We start from the raw sequence: 20,867 nt of genomic DNA on the forward strand, positions 1-20,867 counted from the left end.
GTTTAAGGAGGAGCGGGTATGAATAAAGGCAGTATAAAAATTGGTGTACTCCAAATCTTCTCCTTAACATTGTTGTTCGAGCTTGGGACAGCTTTGGTGGTGAATCTAGGGATGGAAGCGGGAAAAGATGCATGGATTTCCATTATGATCGGTGATTTTATTGGAGTAGCTGTTTTCGCGGGATATACCTTTCTCTATCGAAAGTTTCCTGATTTACCGCTAACGGCTTATGTCCGAAAGGTACTAGGCAGATATTTGGGATCGGTAATAGCGTTAGGTTACATCATCCTATTTCTGAATTTAGCGGGAAGGGATTTGCGAGATGGCAGCACCATGCTTGTTATGGCAACCATGCATCGGACTCCGTTATTCATTATAGCCATGCTGATGGTCTTATCAAGCGCTTATGTATTGCATAAGGGAATAGAGGTATTAGCCAGAACTTCGATGGTTTTCTTAACGCTTGTATTAATGATAGGTCTTTTTAGCTCGATGATGCTGATGTTTTCGGGTTCAATTAATCTCCATTTTCTTCAGCCCGTTTTCGAGAATGGATTCGAGCCCATCCTCGCCTCTGTAGTCAAACAAAATTATATGTTTCCTTTTGGTGAAATGGTCTGTTTTACTATGCTGATGCCTTATCTTGATAACGCAAAAAAAGGGCCCTGGATCATTGCAACGGGTATATTTGTATCAGGCATACTATTGAGTCTGACTATGGTCTTAAACATATCTGTTCTTGGATCTGATATTGTTAAAAGATCGCTACTTCCGCTGATGCCTACGATTAGTAAGATTTCTATTTCTGATTTTGTTCAACGGCTAGATATTTTAGTTGTTATGGTGCTTATCATTGGTGTTTTTTTTAAAATGGCAGTTTTTTTTGCAGCGGCCCTGATCGGTATATCAGAGTTATTTAAAATTCCTTATCGGAGGATGGTCTATCCGACAGCTTTGATTATCTTGTTTAGTTCTATGCTGGATGCACGAAGCTTCACCGAGCATATAGATGAGAGTGGAAAACTGCTGTATACGGTGTATCCCTTCTTTATGGTGTTAATCCCGCTGATCCTTATCCTTGTTACAGCGTTAAAGAGTCACTTTTCAGCTCCGCGTTCAGGTTGACGTCCGGTCTTCCAGGCCAGAATATCAGGACCAAGCAGACATAAGAGCAAGATGATGGCCGCGGTTTTCTCAGAGGCAGTGTATAGTAAGTAATTTAGAATGTACTGGATGTTGCCCACTCCATAACCAAATAGCCAATCCCCCAAATACAGATATGATAAACACAAAATGCTTAAGAGTAGGATAATTGCGTATTTTCGGATCAGAAGTTTTCTAGTTTTTTTCTTCACTGGATTTGCTCCTTTTCGCTAATTTAACGTTAGTATGAAGCTTTTAATACCCGATCATGCATACCCGGACCGGGTGTCTGATTGCTTTTCTTTTGAAAGCTTATCATCCATACCGATTTATGATACATTAGTATGAAACTAATGAGTCAGGGGAGGATTTTGCAGTGAAGCCGGATCTACGTTCCGCATGGGGAAACAAAGTATTGGTCGGAGACGGAGCGATGGGTACCTATTTATATCAGAAGGGTTTCCCTGTCGGCATTTCCTACGAAGAATTAAATTTGACCTCTCCAGGGGTTATCGAAGATGTACATCGCAGCTATATAGATGCAGGGGCAGTGCTGCTAGAAAGCAACACCTTCTCAGCGAATTTTGACAGGCTGTCCAAATATGGTTTGGAGTCCAAGGTTGAAGAAATTAATCGTGCCGGAGTAAGAATCGCTCGTAAAGCTGCTGGAGATACTGGTTATGTATTAGGTGCTGTAGGCTCCATTCGCGCCGGTAAGCGTGCAAATCTCTCATCAACAGAGTTGAAGAAGTATTTTACGCAGCAGATCACAGCATTGTTAGAAGAAGAAGTAGACGGTATTATGCTAGAAACCTTCTACGATGTCGAGGAACTTCACCTTGCACTAAGAACTGTACGTAAACATAGTACTCTCCCAGTCATTTGCCAATTTGCTGTCGATGAATCAGCTCGTACGTTGGATGGACTGACGCTGCCAGAGGCTTTTCGCATTCTTGAAGGTGACGGAGCAGATATCATCGGATTTAACTGTAATACGGGTCCAAATGGAATTAAGAGAGCGCTGAAAGCTTTACAGGGCAATCTGGTTCTACCGACCTCGGTCTATCCCAATGCAGGTGTTGCCGATTATGTAGACGGAGAATACCGGTATGGGGCTTCACCGGAATATTTCGGGCAGATGGCAGTAACTTTTGCAGAAATGGGTTGCAGAATTATCGGCGGCTGCTGTGGTACTACACCGCAGCATATTGCTGAAATTTCTTCCGCATTAAAAGGTTACGAACCTCAGCCACTTCCAAAACCGTCGCTTGTGACGGTGGAACGTGTATCGCTGCAAGAGCATTTTGGCGAAGATGAGGGAAGAGATGGCAGAGAGCCGAACCTGGTTGATCTAGTAAAAGAACGCCATACGGTTATCGTTGAGCTGGATCCTCCCCGTGATTTGGATATCGCCAAGTTTATGCAGGGTGCAGAAGCGCTGAGAAGAGCGGGTGCGGATGCGTTGACACTCGCCGATAACTCACTGGCTGTTACACGGATGAGCAATATGGCTTTAGGCCATTTGGTGCACGCTAAAACTGGACTTCGTCCGCTGGTGCATGTTGCTTGTCGGGACCGTAATCTGATCGGTACTCAATCGCATTTGATGGGTTTTGATGCGCTTGGCATTGATCATGTGTTGGCGGTGACTGGAGACCCCGCAAAATTCGGAGATCTTCCTGGCTCAAGTTCGGTTTATGATTTAACCTCTTTTGAGATTATTCGAATGATTAAGCAATTGAATGATGGCATTTCCTTCTCGGGTAAACCTTTGAAGCAGAAAGCGAATTTTGTAATCGGTGCTGCCTTTAACCCGAATGTTAAACATTTAGATAAGGCTGTACAGCGACTGGAGAAGAAAATTGCCTCTGGTGCGGATTATATTATGACCCAGCCTGTCTATGATCAGGAACTTATCGTGAAGATCGCAGAGGCCACTGCACATCTGGAAATCCCCGTGTTTATTGGTGTGATGCCACTGGCTAGTGGACGTAATGCAGAGTTCCTTCATAATGAGGTTCCAGGCATCCAGCTTACCGATGAAGTCCGGAATCGTATGAAAGGACTTGAAGGGGAAGCAGGAAGAGCTGAAGGTGTCGCCATCGCTAAGGAGCTGTTAGATGTTGCTACAGCTCATTTCAATGGGATCTATTTGATGACACCGTTCATGTTCTATGATATGAGTGCACAGCTGATGGAGTATGTATGGGAGAAATCAGGACGTAAATTATCCCCCTTGTTTCGCTAGTAATAATCAATTACAATAGTGTAATGGATGTGATTCCGTTGTCATTTAGCATGACCGGATACGGTCAATCGTCCCTGCAATTCGGCGGCTACAAGATTATGTTCGAAGTGAAATCGGTGAATCACCGGTACTGCGAAGTTGTACTGCGGATGCCCCGGGATTGGACGGGTTATGAGGATGTGCTGAGAAGAAAGGTTCAACAGCACGTCAAACGGGGAAGGATAGATGTTACCATCAATAGAGAGCATGATGAGTCGTCTTCCGGACCGGTTCTGAATCGCTCTGCTGTCATGACTTATCTTAAGGCAGCAGATCAGCTTAAGAACGAGTATGGTTTGTCCGGTGAGTTGACTCTTCGTGATATACTTTCTATACCCGGTATTATGGAAAGCAAAGATGAGGCTGCGGGTGCCGTGTCCGCGGCCTTAGAAGACTACTCTGAAATGTTGGAGACGGGACTTGAGCAGAGTTTGCAGTCTCTGCTGGAGATGCGTGCCCGTGAAGGCAGTTTTCTAGTCGCTGATCTTGAACAGCGTCTCACCTATCTTGAGACCATGCATGCTGAAATGGTTGAACTTGCTCCTGTTGTAGTCATTGAATATCGTGACAAGCTACGTCACCGATTGAATGAGCTGAATGATGGGACGTTCGCTTTTGATGAGCATAAATTCGGGATGGAAATCGCTATTTTTGCTGATCGCTGTAATATTGATGAAGAGTTGACCCGGTTGTATAGTCATTTCGAACAATGCAGAACCCTCCTGAAGGGGAAAGGGCCGGTAGGACGCAAGCTGGATTTTCTCATTCAGGAGATGAACCGGGAGACGAATACAATCGGGTCGAAATGCAATCATTTAACTCTCGTGGGTCTTGTGCTAGACATGAAAGCAGAGCTAGAGAAGATTCGCGAACAAGCGGCAAACATAGAGTAACCGGGAACAGGTAATAGCATAGAACTTTATGGGGGGAACTACCGGAACATGGCAATTAAACTTATCAACATTGGCTTTGGGAATATTGTGTCCGCCAATCGCATTATTTCCATCGTCAGTCCGGAATCTGCACCAATCAAACGTATTATCCAGGAGGCTCGTGATCGACATATGTTGATCGACGCCACCTATGGCCGACGGACTCGTGCCGTAATCATTACAGATAGTGATCATGTCATTTTGTCGGCTGTACAGCCGGAGACTGTGGCGCATCGCTTATCCAGTAAAGATGACGACAACGACGAATAACAACTAAATGGAGTGTATTATGTCAAAAGGATTGCTCATCATATTATCCGGACCTTCCGGCGTAGGTAAAGGTACTGTATGTACTGCGCTACGTCCGAAGATGCCCGAACTTGTCTACTCAGTATCAGCTACTACTCGTAGTCCGCGTGCGGGTGAGGAAGACGGTGTGAACTATTTTTTCAAAAGCAAAGAGCAGTTTGCGGCTATGATAGAAGCCGATCAACTGCTTGAATATGCGGAGTACGTAGGTAATTTTTACGGTACTCCACGTGATTTTGTAGAGAGAACTCTCAATAGCGGCAAAGACATTATTCTCGAAATTGAGGTTCAGGGAGCTCTCAAAGTCAAAGAGAAATTTCCTGAAGGTATTTTTGTGTTCCTTCTTCCACCTTCTATGGACGAGTTGAAGGACCGCATACGCGGACGGGGTACGGAACATCCAGATGTGATCGATCACCGCATGACCGTAGCGGAGGATGAGATAAATCTAATGCAGCATTATGATTATGCTGTTGTGAATGATGAGATTGATCTGGCTTGTAAGAGAATAGAAAGCATTATTATCGCCGAACATTGTAAAGTCAGATAATGTATGCTGAAAGATTGAATGTATTACCAGTAAACTATGAAGAGGTGTCCCTGTGCTATATCCATCCATTGATGAAATGATGACCAAGGTTGACAGTAAGTATTCGCTCGTTGTAGCCGCAGCACGTCGTGCTAGACAATTGCGTGAGGGTGGTAAGACAGATGTGAAGAACCCTAGATCGCATAAATTCGTTGGTGTTGCTCTTGAAGAAATTTACGAAGATCGCATTACGCTTACCCGCGGTGAAGAGTAGTCGCAAGCCTATTTAGATATTCCCTTTTGTAGAAACGGATACCGCCTAGTTGTAATTAGGCGATGCCGTTTCTTCTTGGGTTATGGAGCATTTATGGATCTTTAATGAATGATGATAGCCCAAAACCGGGCTGTTTCTGACAACCGGAAGGTTGTTATTTTTTTCTCAAAATATAAGAAGTAAAGTAATAGATCATTCGTTGTAAGAGTAGGGAACAGGGGGGAGATCATGTTGAAGAGCTTGAAGGGGAAGACTATTTTACTTGGGATTACAGGAGGTATTGCGGCCTACAAAGCAGCGTCCCTGACCAGTAAGCTTGTCCAAAAAGGAGCCGAGGTTCATGTCATTATGACAGCTTCGGCAAAGCAGTTCATTACAGAATTAACTCTACAGTCACTGTCGAAGCAACGAGTATATAGTGATACATTCCAGGAACGTGACCCATCTTCCATCTCGCATATTGATTTGGCCGATTCAGCGGATCTTGTAATAGTAGCGCCAGCAACTGCGAATATGATTGCCAAGATGGCGCATGGAATTGCGGATGATATGTTATCTACAACGTTACTCGCTACTACTGCACCTGTAATGGTGGCACCAGCTATGAATGTCCATATGTATCAGCATCCCGCTGTACTTAGCAATTTGGACACCCTCGCTAAACGTGGTATTCAGTTTATTGAGCCTGGGGAAGGTCTGCTGGCATGCGGTTACGTAGGCAAAGGCCGTTTAGAGGAGCCTGAGACAATCGTAAGTTATGTGGAGGATTTTTTTGCATTGCAAGAAAGTGCGAAGTCTAGTCCACTCAAGGGTAAAAAGATTGTCATCACAGCTGGCGGTACAGTAGAACGGATTGATCCGGTACGCTATATCTCCAATGATTCCTCTGGTAAAATGGGGTTTGCTGTGGCACGTGCTGCACGTGCTATGGGGGCAGAGGTGACCTTGATTGCTGCGCGAACAGATGAAGCGCCTCCGCAGGACCCGGATATTTCTGTTATTCGTGTTCAATCCGCACAAGAAATGTATGAAGCAGTTACTGCCCAGTGGGATAGCTGCGATATCATGATTAAGGCAGCGGCTGTATCGGATTACCGTCCGAAGCATAGCGAGCAATCCAAAATTAAAAAAAGTGGAGATACGCTGACTCTTGAGCTTATAAAAACAACGGATATTCTCGAAACACTAGGTAAGAACAAGGATAAGCAGTTCTTGATCGGTTTTGCAGCGGAGACGGGAAACACTGAATTTTATGCAAAGGACAAGCTGGTCCGAAAAAACTGCGATCTCATCGTTGCTAACAACGTAGCGGCTGCAGGAGCCGGATTTGGATCGGATACGAATATTGTATCGATTTATGATGCAGATGGATTGGTGCTTGAATTGCCACAATTGTCTAAGGATGAGGTCGCACGCCGTTTGCTGACACTCGTGGCAGAGCGCATTTCTGGAGCTTCATTATAATGGATATTGCCAAGGTCATTGTGGATGTGCCTGTACGCAGCACTGACCGGCCATTTGATTATAGTATTCCAGAATCACTGAAATTATGGATTGAAGTGGGCAGCCGAGTAGCAGTCCCGTTTGGACACCGTACGGTGCAAGGGTTTGTTGTTTCGTTAGAGTCAGGAGAAACAGTAGTGAATCCTGCGCTTAAGCCTATTCAAGAAGTACTTGATCTGCTTCCACCGTTATCCCCTGAATTAGTTGAGTTAGCAGACTGGATGAGTAAAAGATATGCATGCAGACGAATTTCTGCCCTTCAAGCGATGCTGCCCACCGCTCTTAAGGGGAAGGCAGAACGACTGATTTCATTAGGAGTTGTGGAAGAAGAGACAGCATTCCCTGATGATGAATTATTCCCTATGTTTGCTGAGACAGAGAATGAGGAACGACTAATCACTGAATTTATTGGACGTAATGGCGAAGTTTCCATGAAGCAACTTACCCGTGCGTTTCCGGAGGCTGCGGAAACGGTGAAGTTCATGCTGCGGCGCGGAGTTCTTGTAGAGAGCCAATCAATCAAAGATAAAATGGGCAAGAAAAAGCTGAAAGCGGTAGATCTGGCGATAGGCATTACGGCTGCGCGTGAGGCGCTGAGTAAGTTTCCTAAAAAATCTGCGCGACAGAAGGAAGTGCTAAGCTTTCTAATCGAAAGAGAAGCTACACTCCCTATGGCGCTTAAGGAAGTCTTGTCAGCCCTTCAAGTTACGGCAAGTACGGTAAAGGGTTTAGAGGAAAAAGGCTTCATCGAAATCAGCGAGATTGAAGTCTATCGCGACCCTTATCAAGGACGTGACTTTAAGCCTACTACGCCTCTGCCACTTACAGCAGAGCAAGAGATTGTATACACTCGAATTTCACGAACACTAGAAGAACAACTACATGAAGTGTTTCTGGTACATGGCGTTACGGGTAGCGGTAAGACAGAAATCTACTTGCAATGTATCAAACGTTGCTTGGATCAGGGCAGACAGGCCGTAGTGCTCGTTCCAGAAATTGCATTAACACCCCAGATGGTGGAACGTTTTAAAGGGCGTTTTGGAAGTGGTGTTGCGGTAATGCATAGCCGATTGTCTGTAGGTGAGCGTTACGATGAGTGGCGCAAAATTCGCGAAGGAAAGGCTACGGTTGCCGTTGGTGCCCGATCAGCAGTGTTTGCTCCGTTCTCTAACTTGGGTTTGATTATTATGGATGAAGAACATGAGACCTCATATAAGCAGGAGGAAAATCCGAAATATCATGCCCGTGATGCTGCGATTCGCAGAGCCGAGCAGTGTGGGGCAGCTGTGATTTTAGGCTCCGCCACGCCTTCGTTAGAAAGCTATCATGCAGCCAGAGCACAGAGTGATATTCATTTTTCACCAGTACTTTTAGAAATGCCTACTCGCGCACTTGGCAACGAGCTTCCCAAGGTGAATGTAGTGGATATGCGGGAAGAGCTTAAAGAAGGTAATCGCTCCATGTTTAGTCGGAAGCTGCATTCTGCACTGGCTGAAAGACTGGAACGTGGAGAACAGACGGTATTATTGCTTAACCGCAGAGGGTTCTCAACGTTTGTCATGTGTCGAAGTTGCGGATATGTGGCAGGTTGCCCGGAGTGTGATATTTCGTTAACGTATCATAGCCGTAGTGACAATTTGCGTTGTCATTATTGTGGTCATGCCGAGCCAGCACCTAAGCTTTGTCCAGAGTGTGGAAGTGAGCATATCCGATTCTTCGGAACAGGAACTCAGCGAGTGGAAGAAGAGCTTGGCAAGTTGTTTCCTGGTATACGTGTGATTCGTATGGATGTGGATACAACGACAGAAAAGGGCTCGCATGAGAAATTACTCAACCAATTCAGAGACAAAAAAGCGGATGTTCTGCTAGGCACACAGATGGTAGCGAAGGGATTGGATTTTCCCGACGTAACTCTTGTTGGTGTAATAACTGCAGATTCAGCGTTAAACTTGCCCGATTTTCGTGCAGCGGAAAAGACCTTCCAATTGCTTACACAAGTTGCTGGAAGAGCAGGCCGGCATCAGCTTCCGGGTGAGGTAGTTGTTCAGTCCTATACACCGGAGCATTATTCTATTGTTCATGCTAGCGGGCATGACTATCTCTCTTTTGTAAGGGAGGAGTTAAAGCATCGCAGAGGGTTACATTATCCACCTTATTGCAGATTGATACTCGTTACATTATCCCATGAGCAATTACCGCTATTACTCCGGATGGCAGAGAATTACGCTATGAATCTTCAGGGGAAGGCCAGACAGCTTAGATGGTATGGGAGTCTGGATAAGTTAACTACCGATGTACTCGATCTGTTAGGTCCAGTAGCTTCACCAATCCCTCGCTTGAAGGGTAGATATAGATTCCAGTGTATGATAAAATGGCGCGGCGCCATCGATGTGATTGGGCTTGTTCGGCAAGTGGCTGAGGAGTTGGAGGATTCTGTTCGGGATACAGGGCTCCAAATCAGCATTGATGTAGATCCGCAAATGTTGATGTAAATCGTTATCATGTTACAATGTAAAAAAAGAGCTAGATCAATAAACTCTAAATATAGAGATGTACAGAACGGGAAGGTGTTTGTAATGGCGATACGTATGATCGTTAAGGAACCGGATGAAGTGTTGCACAAAATAGCAAAAGAAGTAACTGTAGTTACACCTAATGTCAAAAAATTGTTAGATGATATGGCTGATACGATGTATGACGCTGAAGGTGTAGGGCTGGCAGCTCCACAAGTTGGTATTTTGAAGCGCCTAATTGTGGTGGATGCAGATGAAGAGCACGGGCTGATCAAAATGATTAATCCGGAAATCATCGGTACAGAAGGGGAGCAGCTAGGACCTGAAGGATGTCTTAGTATTCCCGGATTGAATGGTGATGTACGCCGTGCAGAGACAGTCACCGTACGTGGTCTTAATCGTGAGGGAAAAGAAATTACCATTACCGGCAGTGGTTTACTTGCTCGGGCTTTTCAACATGAGATTGACCATCTGAACGGAGTACTGTTTACAGATATCGCTGAAAAAGTATACGAGATGACAGCTGAACGCAATGAGACTGAGGAGTGAGGATATGAAGATTGTATTCATGGGAACCCCAGCCTTTGCGGTACCAAGCTTGCAAATGCTGATGGATGAAGGCTACGAAGTTGTAGCAGTCGTCACCCAACCAGATCGACCGCAAGGACGTAAAAAGATCTTGGCTCCTTCACCAGTTAAAGAAGCCGCATTATCTCTTGGTTTACCTGTGCTCCAGCCTGAACGGATGCGCAAACCTGAGGCTGTTGCAGAGTTAGCTGCATATGAGCCTGACCTGATTGTTACAGCTGCTTATGGTCAAATTTTGCCTAAAGCTGTATTGGATTTGCCCCGTAATGGTTGTGTGAATGTTCATGGTTCATTGCTTCCTAAATACCGGGGGGGCGCACCGATTCAACGTAGTATCATTAACGGTGAGAAGGTTACCGGCGTTACTTTGATGTATATGGCTGAAGGACTTGACACTGGAGATATGATCTCGCGCGTCGAGGTGGCTATCGAGGATGAGGATACTTCCGGCACGATGTTCGAGAAGCTGAGCCTTGCTGGACGTGATCTCTTGAAGTCTGAAATGCCGCGATTAGTAAACGGTCGTGTTCAAGCTACCCCGCAAGACGATAGTCAAGCAACCTTCGCACCCAACCTAAATCGTGAGGATGAGCGTTTGGATTGGAACGCTGGTTCTCGTGATAGCTATAATAGAATCCGTGGGCTGGTTCCTTTTTCAGGTGCGTTTACACTCTGGAATGGAGAGACCTTTAAAGTTTGGTCTTCAAAAATTCCCGCTGAACAGAAATCAACTGACAGCGCGCCAGGAACGGTGCTTTCGGTTACTGAACAAGGTGTCGAGGTTAAGACTGGAGACGGAAGTCTGCTGCTAACTACTGTTCAGCCTGCTGGTAAGAAAGCTATGAGTGCTGCGGACTTTAGCCGTGGCGGTGTCATGAAACCAGGGACGGTGCTAGGTTGAGCGCGGGCGGTAAAAAGGGCGGTGCCGGAAACAAAGGTAAAGCTAATACAGCCTCTGCCCGGGATATCGCACTCGATATTCTGGTAAAGGTCGAACAGCAAGGTGCATACAGCAACCTACTCTTGAACAGCAGTCTGCAGAAGTCTGCTCTTAGCAGAGAAGATGCTGGACTAGTTACTGAGCTTGTCTATGGCACCATCTCTCGTATGAACACACTTGATTATGTGCTAGAGGAATTTGTTAGCAAAGGGATCGCTAAATTGCAGCCCTGGGTGCGTAATTTATTGCGACTAAGCTTATATCAAATTATGTATCTGGACCGCATACCGTCTCATGCAGCTGTAAACGAGGCTGTTAATATAGCTAAGAAAAAGGGCCATCAAGGAATCTCGGGTATGGTTAATGGCGTGCTTCGTAGTGTGCTTCGCGCTGGAGATCTACCGGTTATACCTGATGAATTGAGCCCGGCGAAACGGATATCCATTCAGTATTCCCATCCTTTATGGTTAGTGGAGCGCTGGATTACCGAGTATGGTGTTGATACTGCGGAAGCTATTTGCACTGCTAATAATGAGCCACCTGCTGTTAGTGTACGTGTAAATACAACGATGATTAGCCGTGAAGCGCTACTGAGTCAGATGGTTGAACAAGGTCTGCAAGCTTCTGCTTCTGAAGTTAGTCCATATGGTATTGTTGTAAAAGGCGGCGGTAATCTCGCTCTTTCTTCTTGGTATCGGGATGGATTTATATCTGTTCAGGATGAAAGCTCCATGCTTGTAGCTGAAGCTGTTGCACCTGAGCCTGGAATGCGAGTTCTTGATTGCTGTGCCGCACCTGGGGGCAAAACAGCGCATATGGGCGAGCTGATGAAAGATGAAGGGTCTATTCTTGCTAACGATCTGCATCCGCATAAAGCTAAGCTTATCTCGGATCAAGCTGCGCGACTAGGTCTCGAAAGTGTAGTAACAGGCAGTGCAGATGCGCTGGAGCTAGAGCATACCTTAGAGCATCATTCCTTCGATAGAATTCTATTGGACGCTCCTTGCTCTGGGCTTGGGGTAATCCGCCGTAAGCCAGATCTCAAATGGCGTAAGCAGCCTGAGGACGTTACAAGCGTAGCGTCACTACAAGGTCAGCTCCTGCAGTCGGTCTCCAAACTGTTGAAGCCGGGTGGGGTTCTGGTTTATAGTACCTGTACGACTGAACAAGCGGAAAACCGTGAAGTTGTAGCTGCCTTTTTGAAGCAGAATCCTGATTTCACTTCTATAACGTTTGCTTCCCCGTTATGGGATAGATTGGAAGGTACTGCACTGGCTGAAGGTGAGGGAATTCAATTATTGCCGCATCACTATGGCAGCGACGGATTCTATATCTCTAAGCTTCAAAGAGTCTTGTAATATAGTAAATTTACTGACAATTGTTGTATCTTTTGCCCGCCGGGCTACCGTACGGCGGGCTATTTCTTTTACCGTCTCTGAAATTTGTGTTAAAATAGGAAGAATGAGAAATAATACGCATATCCTTATGAAAGAACAGGTGCTAATAATAATGAAACCTTTAATATATGATTTTTCTTTAGAAGAGTTACAGCAGTGGGCGAAAGATAACGGTGAGCCTGCTTTTCGTGGTGGACAGATTTTTGATTGGTTGTATGTAAAACGTGTAAGTGACTTCGAAGCCATGAGCAATTTGTCTAAAGGACTTCGTCAGAAGCTTAATGATCAATTCTCCATTGCAGCGCTCACTGAGATTACTAAAATGGAATCGAAAGATGGAACAGTAAAATTCCTGTTTGGATTGCATGATGATCATGCGATTGAGACAGTTATCATGAAACATAATTACGGTAATAGCGTCTGTGTAACTACCCAAGTAGGCTGCCGAATCGGTTGTACATTCTGCGCCTCTACGCTTGGTGGGTTGAAGAGAGATTTGACTGCGGGTGAAATTGTAGCCCAAGTGGTACGTTCCCAACAGATCTTGGATGCGCGCGGTGAACGTGTCAGCAGTATTGTTATCATGGGTACTGGCGAGCCGTTTGAGAACTATGATGCAACCATGAGATTCTTGCGTCTTATGATTCATGAGAAAGGCTTGAATATCGGACAACGGCATATTACTGTTTCCACTAGCGGTATTGTGCCGAGCATTTATAAATTTGCAGAAGAAGATACACAGATAAATTTGGCGATTTCGATTCATGCACCTAACGATAAACTTCGTTCAAAGCTAATGCCGGTTAACCGCCGCTTTCCTTTTGATGATGTGATTGAATCTTTACGCTATTATCAAGCTAAGACGGGACGACGTGTCAGCTTTGAGTATGCTTTGATCGGTGGGGTGAATGATCAGCCGGAGCATGCTGAGGAATTAGCAGGTGTGCTTAAAAACATGCTGTGCCACGTCAATTTGATTCCAGTAAACCACGTGCCAGAGCGGAAATATGTACGTACTTCACGCAATGATATCTTTGAGTTTCAACGTATTTTGGCTGACAACGGTGTGAATGTTACCATTCGCCGTGAGCAAGGCCATGATATCGCGGCCGCATGCGGACAGCTGCGTGCCAAACATATGGAGTTGGGGTGAGGATATTTGATCAGAACAGTTCATGCCAGCGATATTGGCCGAGTGCGCTCTGTCAATGAGGATTCGGTCTGGATCGGCACGACGCGCCACGGTTATACACTCGGCATAATTGCCGATGGGATGGGTGGACATCAGGCTGGTGAAACCGCGAGCAGGCTCGCTTTGGAGACGATGAGGAATACCCTGGAGGGGCTCCTGCCTGAGCTTCAAGACGAAGCCCTGCGTGATGCGTTATCAGCTGCTATTTTGGAAGCTAACAGCACTGTTTTTAAGGAGGCTTCCAGCGACGATAAGTATCACAATATGGGTACCACTGTCGTTGCTGCCTTGATGAATGGCTCAAGTGGTTATATTGGCCATATCGGGGACAGCAGAGCCTATTTAATAAAGGACAGTGCAGCAGTTCAATTAACCGAGGATCACACGCTAGTCAATGAGCTGTTCAAGAACGGTCAGATCAGTGTGGAGGAATTAGATAATCATCCGCGACGTAATGTGCTGACGAGAGCACTTGGAACAGATGCGGAGGTGGTAGCTGATTTAACTCCTGTTACTCTGCTACCCGGGGAACTTTTGCTTCTGTGCAGTGATGGTTTAAGTAATTTTGTTACCAATGAGCATTTGGGCAAGGTAGCGGGTATACATGAGATACCGTTAGAGGAAAGAGCGGACCGCTTACTTCAGTTGGCACTGCTTGCTGGCGGCGGCGATAATATTAGCGTCGCTTTGTTAGAACATCATGGAGAGGCCGCTGTGCCCGAAACAAAGGAGTGGGATTGATGATCGGTCACGAACTGGGCGGCCGTTACCAAGTCATCGAACGGATCGGCGGAGGTGGAATGGCGCTCGTCTATAGAGCACATGACATTCTTTTAAACCGAAACGTCGCCATTAAAGTATTGCGCAATCAATTTGTACATGATGAGGAATTTATCCGCCGTTTTAGGCGGGAGGCGCAATCAGCTGCATCTTTGTCTCATCCGAATGTAGTTAGTATTTACGATGTAGGACAAGAAGACGAAATTCATTATATTGTCATGGAATATATTGAGGGCAAGAATCTTAATGAAATTATTAAAGAACGAGCGCCATTACAAGTTGACGAATCCGTACGGATCGCTTCACAAATCTGTGATGCCCTCGATCACGCTCATCAGAATCAAATTATTCATCGGGATATTAAACCACATAATATATTGATTGGGCGCAATGGCCGGGTGAAGGTAACGGATTTCGGTATTGCTCGTGCGGTTACATCTACAACCATTACTCAGACAGGATCTGTAGTGGGCTCCGTGCATTATTTCTCACCAGAGCATGCAAAAGGTGTCTCTACAGGAGAGAAGTCCGATCTCTATTCATTAGGGATTGTACTCTATCAAATGCTTACAGGGAGTCTTCCATTCTTAGGGGAGAGTCCGATTAGCGTAGCTCTAAAGCATCTTCAAGAAGAGTTTGAAGAGCCAAGGCTCTTGAATCCACTTATCCCGCAAAGTGTCGAGAATGTAATTCTGAGATCGATGCGTAAGAATCCGGAGGAGCGCTATCAGTCTGCAAAGCAAATGCTGCAGGATTTAGAAACCTGCTTGTTGCCTGAGCGGCGTAGTGAAGCCAAGGTTCTTTTTAACGATGAAGAAGACGAGGATCGAACGCGGGTGATACCGGCGATTAAACCGATCCAAAGAAGCAATGGAAATCGTAATCATCGCCACGACCGGATGGATAATGATGAAGATGATGATGACGATCCGGTGCCTGTGAAAAAAGGTAAGAAACAATGGACAAAACCTGCATTATGGATTGGTTTAACTTTAGTGTTACTGCTGGCTATGGCCAGTCTCGTGTGGTACGTTAAATCCCAATTAGTTGTTCCTGAAGTATCGGTTCCATACGTGGTCGGTAAACAGCTGGAACAAGCGAAGACTGAACTTGAGGATTTGGGGCTTGAGGTTGCTGATCCTATACTGTATGACTACAGTCCGAATTTCGAAGAGAATGTGGTCATGAAGCAAAGTAGGGAAAAGGACGCCAAAGTGAAAAAGGGCGCCTCCCTAATTCTAACTGTGAATACGGCGAAACCTTTAACTAAGATGCCAGATGTAACGAATTACACTTTCGACGAAGCGGTTAAAATGCTGATGGCAAAGGGTGTACCCCAGACTCAAATTAAGAATGAACCTCTCTTCGATGAAAATACGGCGGTGGGTAAGGTTGTAAAATCAGACCCAGCCCTTGACAGCGAGTTTGATCCTGAGACGGTTTCAATCATCCTCTACGTCAGCAAAGGGGAAGAAAGTGTCACGATGCCAGATCTCATCGGTATGACGGAGAGTGAAGCAAAGGCAGCCCTCGAAGCCGCTAAGCTGGTACTTGGTGATGTGAAAGAAGAATCCAGCTTCACGGTTGAAGAAGGTAAAGTAACGAAGACTTGGGCTTATGAAAAAGGTATCCCTGTTCCTCCTGGAACTGCGATTACGATTTACTTAAGTACAGGTTATCCACCTGAAGCCCTGAATTATACCTTTAATGTGCCGGTAGCTCCTGCACAGGACGGGAAAAAGAGCAAAATTCGGATTGAGTATGTAGATGCGCGGAATAATGGAGAGAAACAGGATTGGGGAACGCGTACCATTGGAAAGAGTCAAGTATTGTCCGTTAATTTGGTGCTTGCTCCGAATAAAGATGGTTCTGTTATTGTTACCCGGGACGGTGTGCTTTTAGACACTTATGTGATTCCATATATTGATGCGAAGAATGGCACGGTGCAAGAACCTGAACCACCAACGGTTCCCACTCCGCAGCCGACTGAGACACCAATAGAACCGACTCCTACTGCTGAACCGACCATTGAACCAGAGATCCTGCCTCCAAGTTCAGACAACGAAGGTTCTACTAATACTGGATCAGCCAACCAGACGGGATTCCTTACAAACAGTTCACTGAATAATGAATCGACCAATAATGGCAACAACAAGAACAATAATAAAAATAATGATAAGCACAATAATAAAAACAACAATAAATCTAAAGATAAAAGCGATAACTAATCAGGGGAGAAGTGCTTGAACAGTTGTAGCAGCGAAGTGACCCGGGGATTTCAAACTTGGGTCATTTTCGCAAAATCAGGAGAGGAAGGCTCACTATGTATGCCTGAAGGAATAATAGTAAAGGCGTTAAGCGGGTATTATTACGTAAAACCGCTTCGTGAAGGATTAATAGCGGCAGAGGAAGATTCTGTCCAATGCAGAGGAAGAGGCATACTTAAGAAAAAGGGGATCGCTCCCCTTGTGGGTGATCGCGTAATCTATATGCTGACTGAGCATGGAGAAGGGATGGTGGATGAGCTTCTTCCAAGAGAATCTGAGCTAATCCGTCCACCTGTAGCGAATGTAAGTCTTGCCGTTCTGCTATTTTCTGTGCGGGAGCCTGATATGAACCTGAACCTATTGGACAAGTTTCTGGTTCATATTGAGCATTCAGGACTAGAACCCTTAATTGTTCTGACCAAACAGGATTTGGCTAATGATGATGGTGAAGCTACTAAGTATGTTAAAGAGCTCTATGAGGACATTGGTTATGAAGTGATGGTTACAAGCTCGCTTACAGGAGCAGGCAGTGATGAACTAAGAAAGCGACTTACGGGCGGCATCAGTGTATTTGCGGGTCAATCTGGGGTAGGAAAGTCGACCTTATTGAATCGTATTGTTCCAGGTCTTAAGCTGGAGACAGGCGAGATCAGTCTACGGCTAGGCCGTGGCCGTCATACTACTCGCCATGTAGAATTGATGGATATTGGCGGGGGCGGCTTTGTGGCGGATACCCCTGGGTTTAGTCAGCTTGATTTTCTTGAGCTTGGTGTTGAAGAGCTCTCTACTTGTTTCCGTGAATTTTCCAACTACGCAGGAGATTGTAAATTCCGTGGTTGTAGTCATCAGCATGAACCAGGCTGTAGAGTCATCGAGGCATGGAAAGCTGGGAAAATCGCCGATAGCCGGTACGAGCATTACAAATTATTTTTTAATGAAATGAAAGATAAAAAGCGGAGGTACTAAGTCATGATACGAATAGCACCATCTATATTGTCAGCCGATTTCGCAAGTTTAGGCTCAGAGGTTGCAGAAGCTGAGATCAGTGGTGGAGATTGGATCCACGTGGATGTAATGGACGGTCATTTTGTTCCGAATATAACGCTTGGTCCACCCATCGTAAAAGCGGTCTCGGTACATACCAAGCTTCCACTTGATGTTCATTTGATGATTGAGTCTCCAGAACGATATATTTCTGATTTTGCTGCCGCAGGCGCTAGTGTAATCACTGTACATGCTGAGGCATGCGTTCATTTACACCGTGTGGTGCATCAGATCAAGGAATTGGGTCTTAAGGCAGGAGTAGCTATTAATCCTGGCACTCCGGCATCAGCGGTGCGTGAGGTGCTTGAGGATGTGGATATGGTTCTCGTGATGACCGTCAATCCAGGCTTTGGAGGTCAAGCATTCATTCCTAACACTTTGCGCAAAATCACTCAAATTAGAGAATGGGCAAATGAAGTCAATCCGAATTTGCTTATTGAAGTTGACGGTGGCGTTTCGGAAGCTACAGCGCCATTGGTTGTCAGTGCAGGGGCAGATGTTTTGGTTGCAGGAAATGCAGTTTTTGGCCGGAGTGATCGTGCTGCAGCCATCCTTGAAATTCGTGAAGCAGCGGAAGCGGCACTTCGTTAAAAAAAATAGGCTGTTACGACTAAAGGTATAGGCCAAGTCCTTGACGCATAAATATGGTTACATGAGCAGAAATCTCATGTAGCCTTTTTTTGTTTTGGCAGGGAGGACTGCAGTACGTTAACGATAGAACAAGAAGAAAGTCTCCTGCGTACGGCATGAATTGATGGGAGGGTAAACCATGAAATTTTACACGTTTAAGCTGCCTAGGTTTTTAGGAGGTTTTGTTAAAGCGATTTTGAACACATTTCAGAAGAGTTGAGCTTGAAACAGAACAGCAAACATGAAAAAAAGCACCTTACAAATGTAAAGGGTGCTTTTTGCTTCATATGAGTGATCGCTCGGTCTTTAAAATTGCAAAAGACTAAACGCGTTCAACTTTACCGGCTTTCAAAGCACGGGTGCTGACGTACACGCGTTTTGGTTTACCGTTCACGAGGATACGGACCTTCTGAACGTTAACTCCCCAAGAACGACGGTTGCGGTTATTGGCGTGAGACACGTGGTTGCCGCTGCTCGGTTTCTTGCCTGTTACTGCACATTTGCGGGACATAGATTACACCTCCTTATTCCTAACACCTGCATAAACAATACTTATCTATAATATCACAGCAAATTTTGCTACGTCAACCGATTCAAAAACATTTATTTCTTTTAATACTTATAGTACAATGTAAATTAGTGCATTATGTCCTGTTAATCATAGAATGATTAGGCATGAAGTTAGGAAGGGGAATTCTCAATTGAGTAAGCGTTCTATAAACGGAACAGATTTTACCGCTATGGTATTGGCTGGAGCGGATAAGCTGCAACAGCATGCAGAACACGTCAATTCCCTAAATGTTTTTCCGGTTCCAGACGGAGATACCGGAACAAACATGAATTTGACGATGACCGCAGGTGCGAATGAATTGAAGAAAAATAATACTACGTCTGTTGGTCAATGTGCAGGTGTACTCTCTAAGGGCTTATTAATGGGCGCTCGGGGGAACTCCGGTGTTATTTTGTCCCAGTTGTTCAGAGGTTTTAGCAGATCTGCAGCTCAACATGATGAGCTGAACACACAGCAATTCGCTGCTGCACTGCAAAACGGAGTGGACGCAGCCTATAAAGCGGTTGTGAAGCCTGTAGAGGGAACTATTCTTACAGTGGCTAAAGAGGCTGCAAGACATGCTGTCTACTTTGCTCGCCGAACCACGGATGTTACAGAGCTTATGACAGAGGTATTGGCCAAAGCAAAAGAAGCCTTAGCCTATACACCTGAACAATTGCCTGTCTTGAAGCAAGTCGGTGTAGTAGATTCAGGCGGTCAAGGTCTGGTCTACATTTATGAAGGGTTTCATCAGCATCTAACGAGCGGAAGCTCCAGTGTGTCTGAACCTGTAAAAGGACAACCTCAGGCACCAGTTGTGCCAGCATCTATACCGGTGTTAAAGAAACCTGAAAGTGAACTGTCTTCTGTACAGTCTTCTGCGCAATCTCAGCTTTCTACAGAGGACATAGAATTTCTATATGATATGGAGTTCTTCATTAATCGTCAGTTAGGCGGCAACGTGAGAACGGATTTTGATGAGGAAACCTTTAGGAAAGCGTTGTCAGTAAATGGTGATTCCATCATTGTAATTTCGGACGATGAAACGATTAAAGTGCATGTGCATTCCAAGTCTCCAGGTGAAGTCTTGAATCTGGCACTCCTCTATGGGGAGATTACGCAGATTCACATTCTTAACATGCGTGAGCAACACCGTGACTTGCTAACCGCAGGCATGGATATTGCACCTATGCCCGATGTTTTTGCTGATATGCCGGATGAGAAGAGTCGAGTGCATTCATCTCCAGCTGAACCACCAGCAGATGATTTAGCCCCTTACGGCTTCATCGCAGTATCATCAGGCGCTGGGATTGCCGATATTTTCAAGAGCCTCGGTGTGGACGTTGTCCTTGCTGGAGGTCAGACTATGAATCCTAGTACAGAGGATTTCGTGAACGCGATCTCTTCTATATCTGCAAAGCATGTTTACATTCTTCCGAATAACTCCAACATTGTGCTTGCCGCTCAGCAAGCTAAAGATCTCTTGGAGGGCGAACGTGAGATTACAGTTATTCCAAGTAAAAGCATTCCTCAAGGCATTGCTGCAGCCTTCGCATTCCAAGAAGAGGATTCCGTGGAGACTAATTCAGGGAATATGCTAGAAGCAATTACTCATGTTAAATCTGGACAAGTAACGAATGCTGTCCGTGACACAAGCTTCGATGATCTGGAGATTAAATCCGGACAATTTATCGGGATTTCTAACTCCAAAATTGTCGCGGCCGCAGATGATCTCTTGGCTGCAAGTCAGGCACTGCTGTCCAATATGCTTGAGAATGGTGATGAAATTGTTACGATCCTTATTGGAGCTGAGACCGATTCTGAGGTCACAGATTCATTAAGTGAGTGGCTGGAAGAGACTTACCCTAATGTGGAAGTAGAGATTCATGAGGGTGGCCAACCCCTTTATTATTATCTTTTCTCCGTAGAGCCATAGATAGTTACTGAGGGCTCTATAATTGATCAAGGGCAACCTGTTAATTACGTAGT

At 45.3% G+C, this 20,867-nt stretch carries 20 protein-coding genes; 18 read left to right on the forward strand and 2 right to left on the reverse strand.

Annotated features, from left to right (window positions below; genetic code table 11):
- Positions 1–18 precede the first annotated feature (18 nt).
- Positions 19–1,125 carry a GerAB/ArcD/ProY family transporter gene (locus NSU15_RS12485; protein WP_339290654.1) on the forward strand — a complete coding sequence of 369 codons (1,107 nt, stop codon included), beginning with the start codon at positions 19–21 and terminating at the stop codon, positions 1,123–1,125.
- Here the strand turns inward: NSU15_RS12485 and NSU15_RS12490 are convergent.
- Entirely contained in the window at positions 1,098–1,355 is a 258-nt protein-coding gene (locus tag NSU15_RS12490) for a hypothetical protein (protein WP_042126868.1), read from the reverse strand. The two genes, NSU15_RS12485 and NSU15_RS12490, sit on opposite strands and share 28 nt — an antisense overlap.
- Before the next feature lie 164 nt (positions 1,356–1,519).
- On the opposite strand from NSU15_RS12490, the gene NSU15_RS12495 reads away from it, so the two are divergent.
- The 16 genes from NSU15_RS12495 to spoVM all read left to right on the forward strand — a co-directional run bounded on the left by NSU15_RS12495 (position 1,520) and on the right by spoVM (position 18,548).
- A complete protein-coding gene (locus NSU15_RS12495; RefSeq protein WP_339290656.1) occupies positions 1,520–3,391 on the forward strand; it encodes a bifunctional homocysteine S-methyltransferase/methylenetetrahydrofolate reductase in 1,872 nt (623 codons plus the stop codon).
- 38 nt (positions 3,392–3,429) lie between these two features.
- Positions 3,430–4,323: a YicC/YloC family endoribonuclease gene (locus NSU15_RS12500; protein ID WP_042126872.1), complete on the forward strand. Its 894-nt coding sequence runs from the start codon at positions 3,430–3,432 to the stop codon at positions 4,321–4,323.
- Positions 4,324–4,371: 48 nt separating this feature from the next.
- Positions 4,372–4,632 (forward strand): DUF370 domain-containing protein, encoded by a 261-nt coding sequence (locus tag NSU15_RS12505; RefSeq protein ID WP_006209218.1) that lies wholly within the window; start codon positions 4,372–4,374, stop codon positions 4,630–4,632.
- A 19-nt stretch (positions 4,633–4,651) separates the two neighbouring features.
- Entirely contained in the window at positions 4,652–5,221 is a 570-nt protein-coding gene (gene gmk, locus NSU15_RS12510) for a guanylate kinase (RefSeq protein ID WP_042126879.1), read from the forward strand.
- A 52-nt stretch (positions 5,222–5,273) separates the two neighbouring features.
- Positions 5,274–5,474, forward strand: coding sequence for a DNA-directed RNA polymerase subunit omega (gene rpoZ, locus NSU15_RS12515; protein WP_036686188.1), 201 nt, complete (start codon positions 5,274–5,276; stop codon positions 5,472–5,474).
- Positions 5,475–5,702: 228 nt separating this feature from the next.
- A complete protein-coding gene (gene coaBC, locus NSU15_RS12520; RefSeq protein ID WP_339290659.1) occupies positions 5,703–6,938 on the forward strand; it encodes a bifunctional phosphopantothenoylcysteine decarboxylase/phosphopantothenate--cysteine ligase CoaBC in 1,236 nt (411 codons plus the stop codon).
- Entirely contained in the window at positions 6,938–9,469 is a 2,532-nt protein-coding gene (gene priA / locus NSU15_RS12525; protein ID WP_339290661.1) for a primosomal protein N', read from the forward strand. The genes coaBC and priA overlap by 1 nt, the downstream gene beginning before the upstream one ends.
- 84 nt (positions 9,470–9,553) lie before the next feature.
- Positions 9,554–10,039: a peptide deformylase gene (gene def / locus NSU15_RS12530; RefSeq protein ID WP_042126884.1), complete on the forward strand. Its 486-nt coding sequence runs from the start codon at positions 9,554–9,556 to the stop codon at positions 10,037–10,039.
- A gap of 4 nt (positions 10,040–10,043) precedes the next feature.
- Positions 10,044–10,979, forward strand: a complete 936-nt coding sequence (fmt, locus tag NSU15_RS12535; RefSeq protein WP_339290663.1) for a methionyl-tRNA formyltransferase — start codon at positions 10,044–10,046, stop codon at positions 10,977–10,979.
- Positions 10,976–12,376, forward strand: a complete 1,401-nt coding sequence (rsmB, locus tag NSU15_RS12540; protein ID WP_081954061.1) for a 16S rRNA (cytosine(967)-C(5))-methyltransferase RsmB — start codon at positions 10,976–10,978, stop codon at positions 12,374–12,376. Before fmt ends, rsmB begins: the two co-directional genes overlap by 4 nt.
- A 151-nt stretch (positions 12,377–12,527) precedes the next feature.
- The gene (rlmN, locus tag NSU15_RS12545; protein ID WP_042126887.1) at positions 12,528–13,568 is read left to right on the forward strand and encodes a 23S rRNA (adenine(2503)-C(2))-methyltransferase RlmN; all 1,041 of its coding nucleotides are present in this window, start codon (positions 12,528–12,530) and stop codon (positions 13,566–13,568) included.
- 6 nt (positions 13,569–13,574) lie between these two features.
- Positions 13,575–14,348 carry a Stp1/IreP family PP2C-type Ser/Thr phosphatase gene (locus tag NSU15_RS12550; protein WP_042126889.1) on the forward strand — a complete coding sequence of 258 codons (774 nt, stop codon included), beginning with the start codon at positions 13,575–13,577 and terminating at the stop codon, positions 14,346–14,348.
- Entirely contained in the window at positions 14,348–16,615 is a 2,268-nt protein-coding gene (gene pknB, locus NSU15_RS12555; RefSeq protein ID WP_042126891.1) for a Stk1 family PASTA domain-containing Ser/Thr kinase, read from the forward strand. The genes NSU15_RS12550 and pknB overlap by 1 nt, the downstream gene beginning before the upstream one ends.
- 99 nt (positions 16,616–16,714) lie before the next feature.
- Positions 16,715–17,620, forward strand: a complete 906-nt coding sequence (gene rsgA, locus NSU15_RS12560; RefSeq protein ID WP_042126893.1) for a ribosome small subunit-dependent GTPase A — start codon at positions 16,715–16,717, stop codon at positions 17,618–17,620.
- 3 nt (positions 17,621–17,623) lie between these two features.
- Positions 17,624–18,289, forward strand: a complete 666-nt coding sequence (gene rpe, locus NSU15_RS12565; RefSeq protein WP_042126895.1) for a ribulose-phosphate 3-epimerase — start codon at positions 17,624–17,626, stop codon at positions 18,287–18,289.
- Between the two features lie 178 nt (positions 18,290–18,467).
- Positions 18,468–18,548: a stage V sporulation protein SpoVM gene (gene spoVM, locus NSU15_RS12570; protein ID WP_020431362.1), complete on the forward strand. Its 81-nt coding sequence runs from the start codon at positions 18,468–18,470 to the stop codon at positions 18,546–18,548.
- Between the two features lie 102 nt (positions 18,549–18,650).
- Here the strand turns inward: spoVM and rpmB are convergent, their stop codons facing one another.
- Positions 18,651–18,839, reverse strand: a complete 189-nt coding sequence (rpmB, locus tag NSU15_RS12575) for a 50S ribosomal protein L28 (protein WP_036686205.1) — start codon at positions 18,837–18,839, stop codon at positions 18,651–18,653.
- Positions 18,840–19,029: 190 nt separating this feature from the next.
- Between rpmB and NSU15_RS12580 the strand changes: the two genes are divergently transcribed.
- Positions 19,030–20,814, forward strand: a complete 1,785-nt coding sequence (locus tag NSU15_RS12580; RefSeq protein ID WP_042126898.1) for a DAK2 domain-containing protein — start codon at positions 19,030–19,032, stop codon at positions 20,812–20,814.
- Positions 20,815–20,867 lie beyond the last annotated feature (53 nt).

Source organism: Paenibacillus sp. FSL E2-0201 (assembly GCF_037963325.1).
Classification (GTDB): domain Bacteria; phylum Bacillota; class Bacilli; order Paenibacillales; family Paenibacillaceae; genus Paenibacillus_AQ.

What these genes read in the sequence shown, in the direction of transcription:
- NSU15_RS12485 (WP_339290654.1), top strand. Translation starts at nt 19, where the DNA reads ATGAATAAAGGCAGTATAAAAATTGGTGTACTCCAAATCTTCTCCTTA.
- NSU15_RS12505 (WP_006209218.1), top strand. Translation starts at nt 4,372, where the DNA reads ATGGCAATTAAACTTATCAACATTGGCTTTGGGAATATTGTGTCCGCC.
- gmk (WP_042126879.1), top strand. Translation starts at nt 4,652, where the DNA reads ATGTCAAAAGGATTGCTCATCATATTATCCGGACCTTCCGGCGTAGGT.
- coaBC (WP_339290659.1), top strand. Translation starts at nt 5,703, where the DNA reads ATGTTGAAGAGCTTGAAGGGGAAGACTATTTTACTTGGGATTACAGGA.
- priA (WP_339290661.1), top strand. Translation starts at nt 6,938, where the DNA reads ATGGATATTGCCAAGGTCATTGTGGATGTGCCTGTACGCAGCACTGAC.
- def (WP_042126884.1), top strand. Translation starts at nt 9,554, where the DNA reads ATGGCGATACGTATGATCGTTAAGGAACCGGATGAAGTGTTGCACAAA.
- fmt (WP_339290663.1), top strand. Translation starts at nt 10,044, where the DNA reads ATGAAGATTGTATTCATGGGAACCCCAGCCTTTGCGGTACCAAGCTTG.
- rlmN (WP_042126887.1), top strand. Translation starts at nt 12,528, where the DNA reads ATGAAACCTTTAATATATGATTTTTCTTTAGAAGAGTTACAGCAGTGG.
- pknB (WP_042126891.1), top strand. Translation starts at nt 14,348, where the DNA reads ATGATCGGTCACGAACTGGGCGGCCGTTACCAAGTCATCGAACGGATC.
- rsgA (WP_042126893.1), top strand. Translation starts at nt 16,715, where the DNA reads ATGCCTGAAGGAATAATAGTAAAGGCGTTAAGCGGGTATTATTACGTA.
- rpe (WP_042126895.1), top strand. Translation starts at nt 17,624, where the DNA reads ATGATACGAATAGCACCATCTATATTGTCAGCCGATTTCGCAAGTTTA.
- spoVM (WP_020431362.1), top strand. Translation starts at nt 18,468, where the DNA reads ATGAAATTTTACACGTTTAAGCTGCCTAGGTTTTTAGGAGGTTTTGTT.
- rpmB (WP_036686205.1), bottom strand. Translation starts at nt 18,839, where the DNA reads ATGTCCCGCAAATGTGCAGTAACAGGCAAGAAACCGAGCAGCGGCAAC.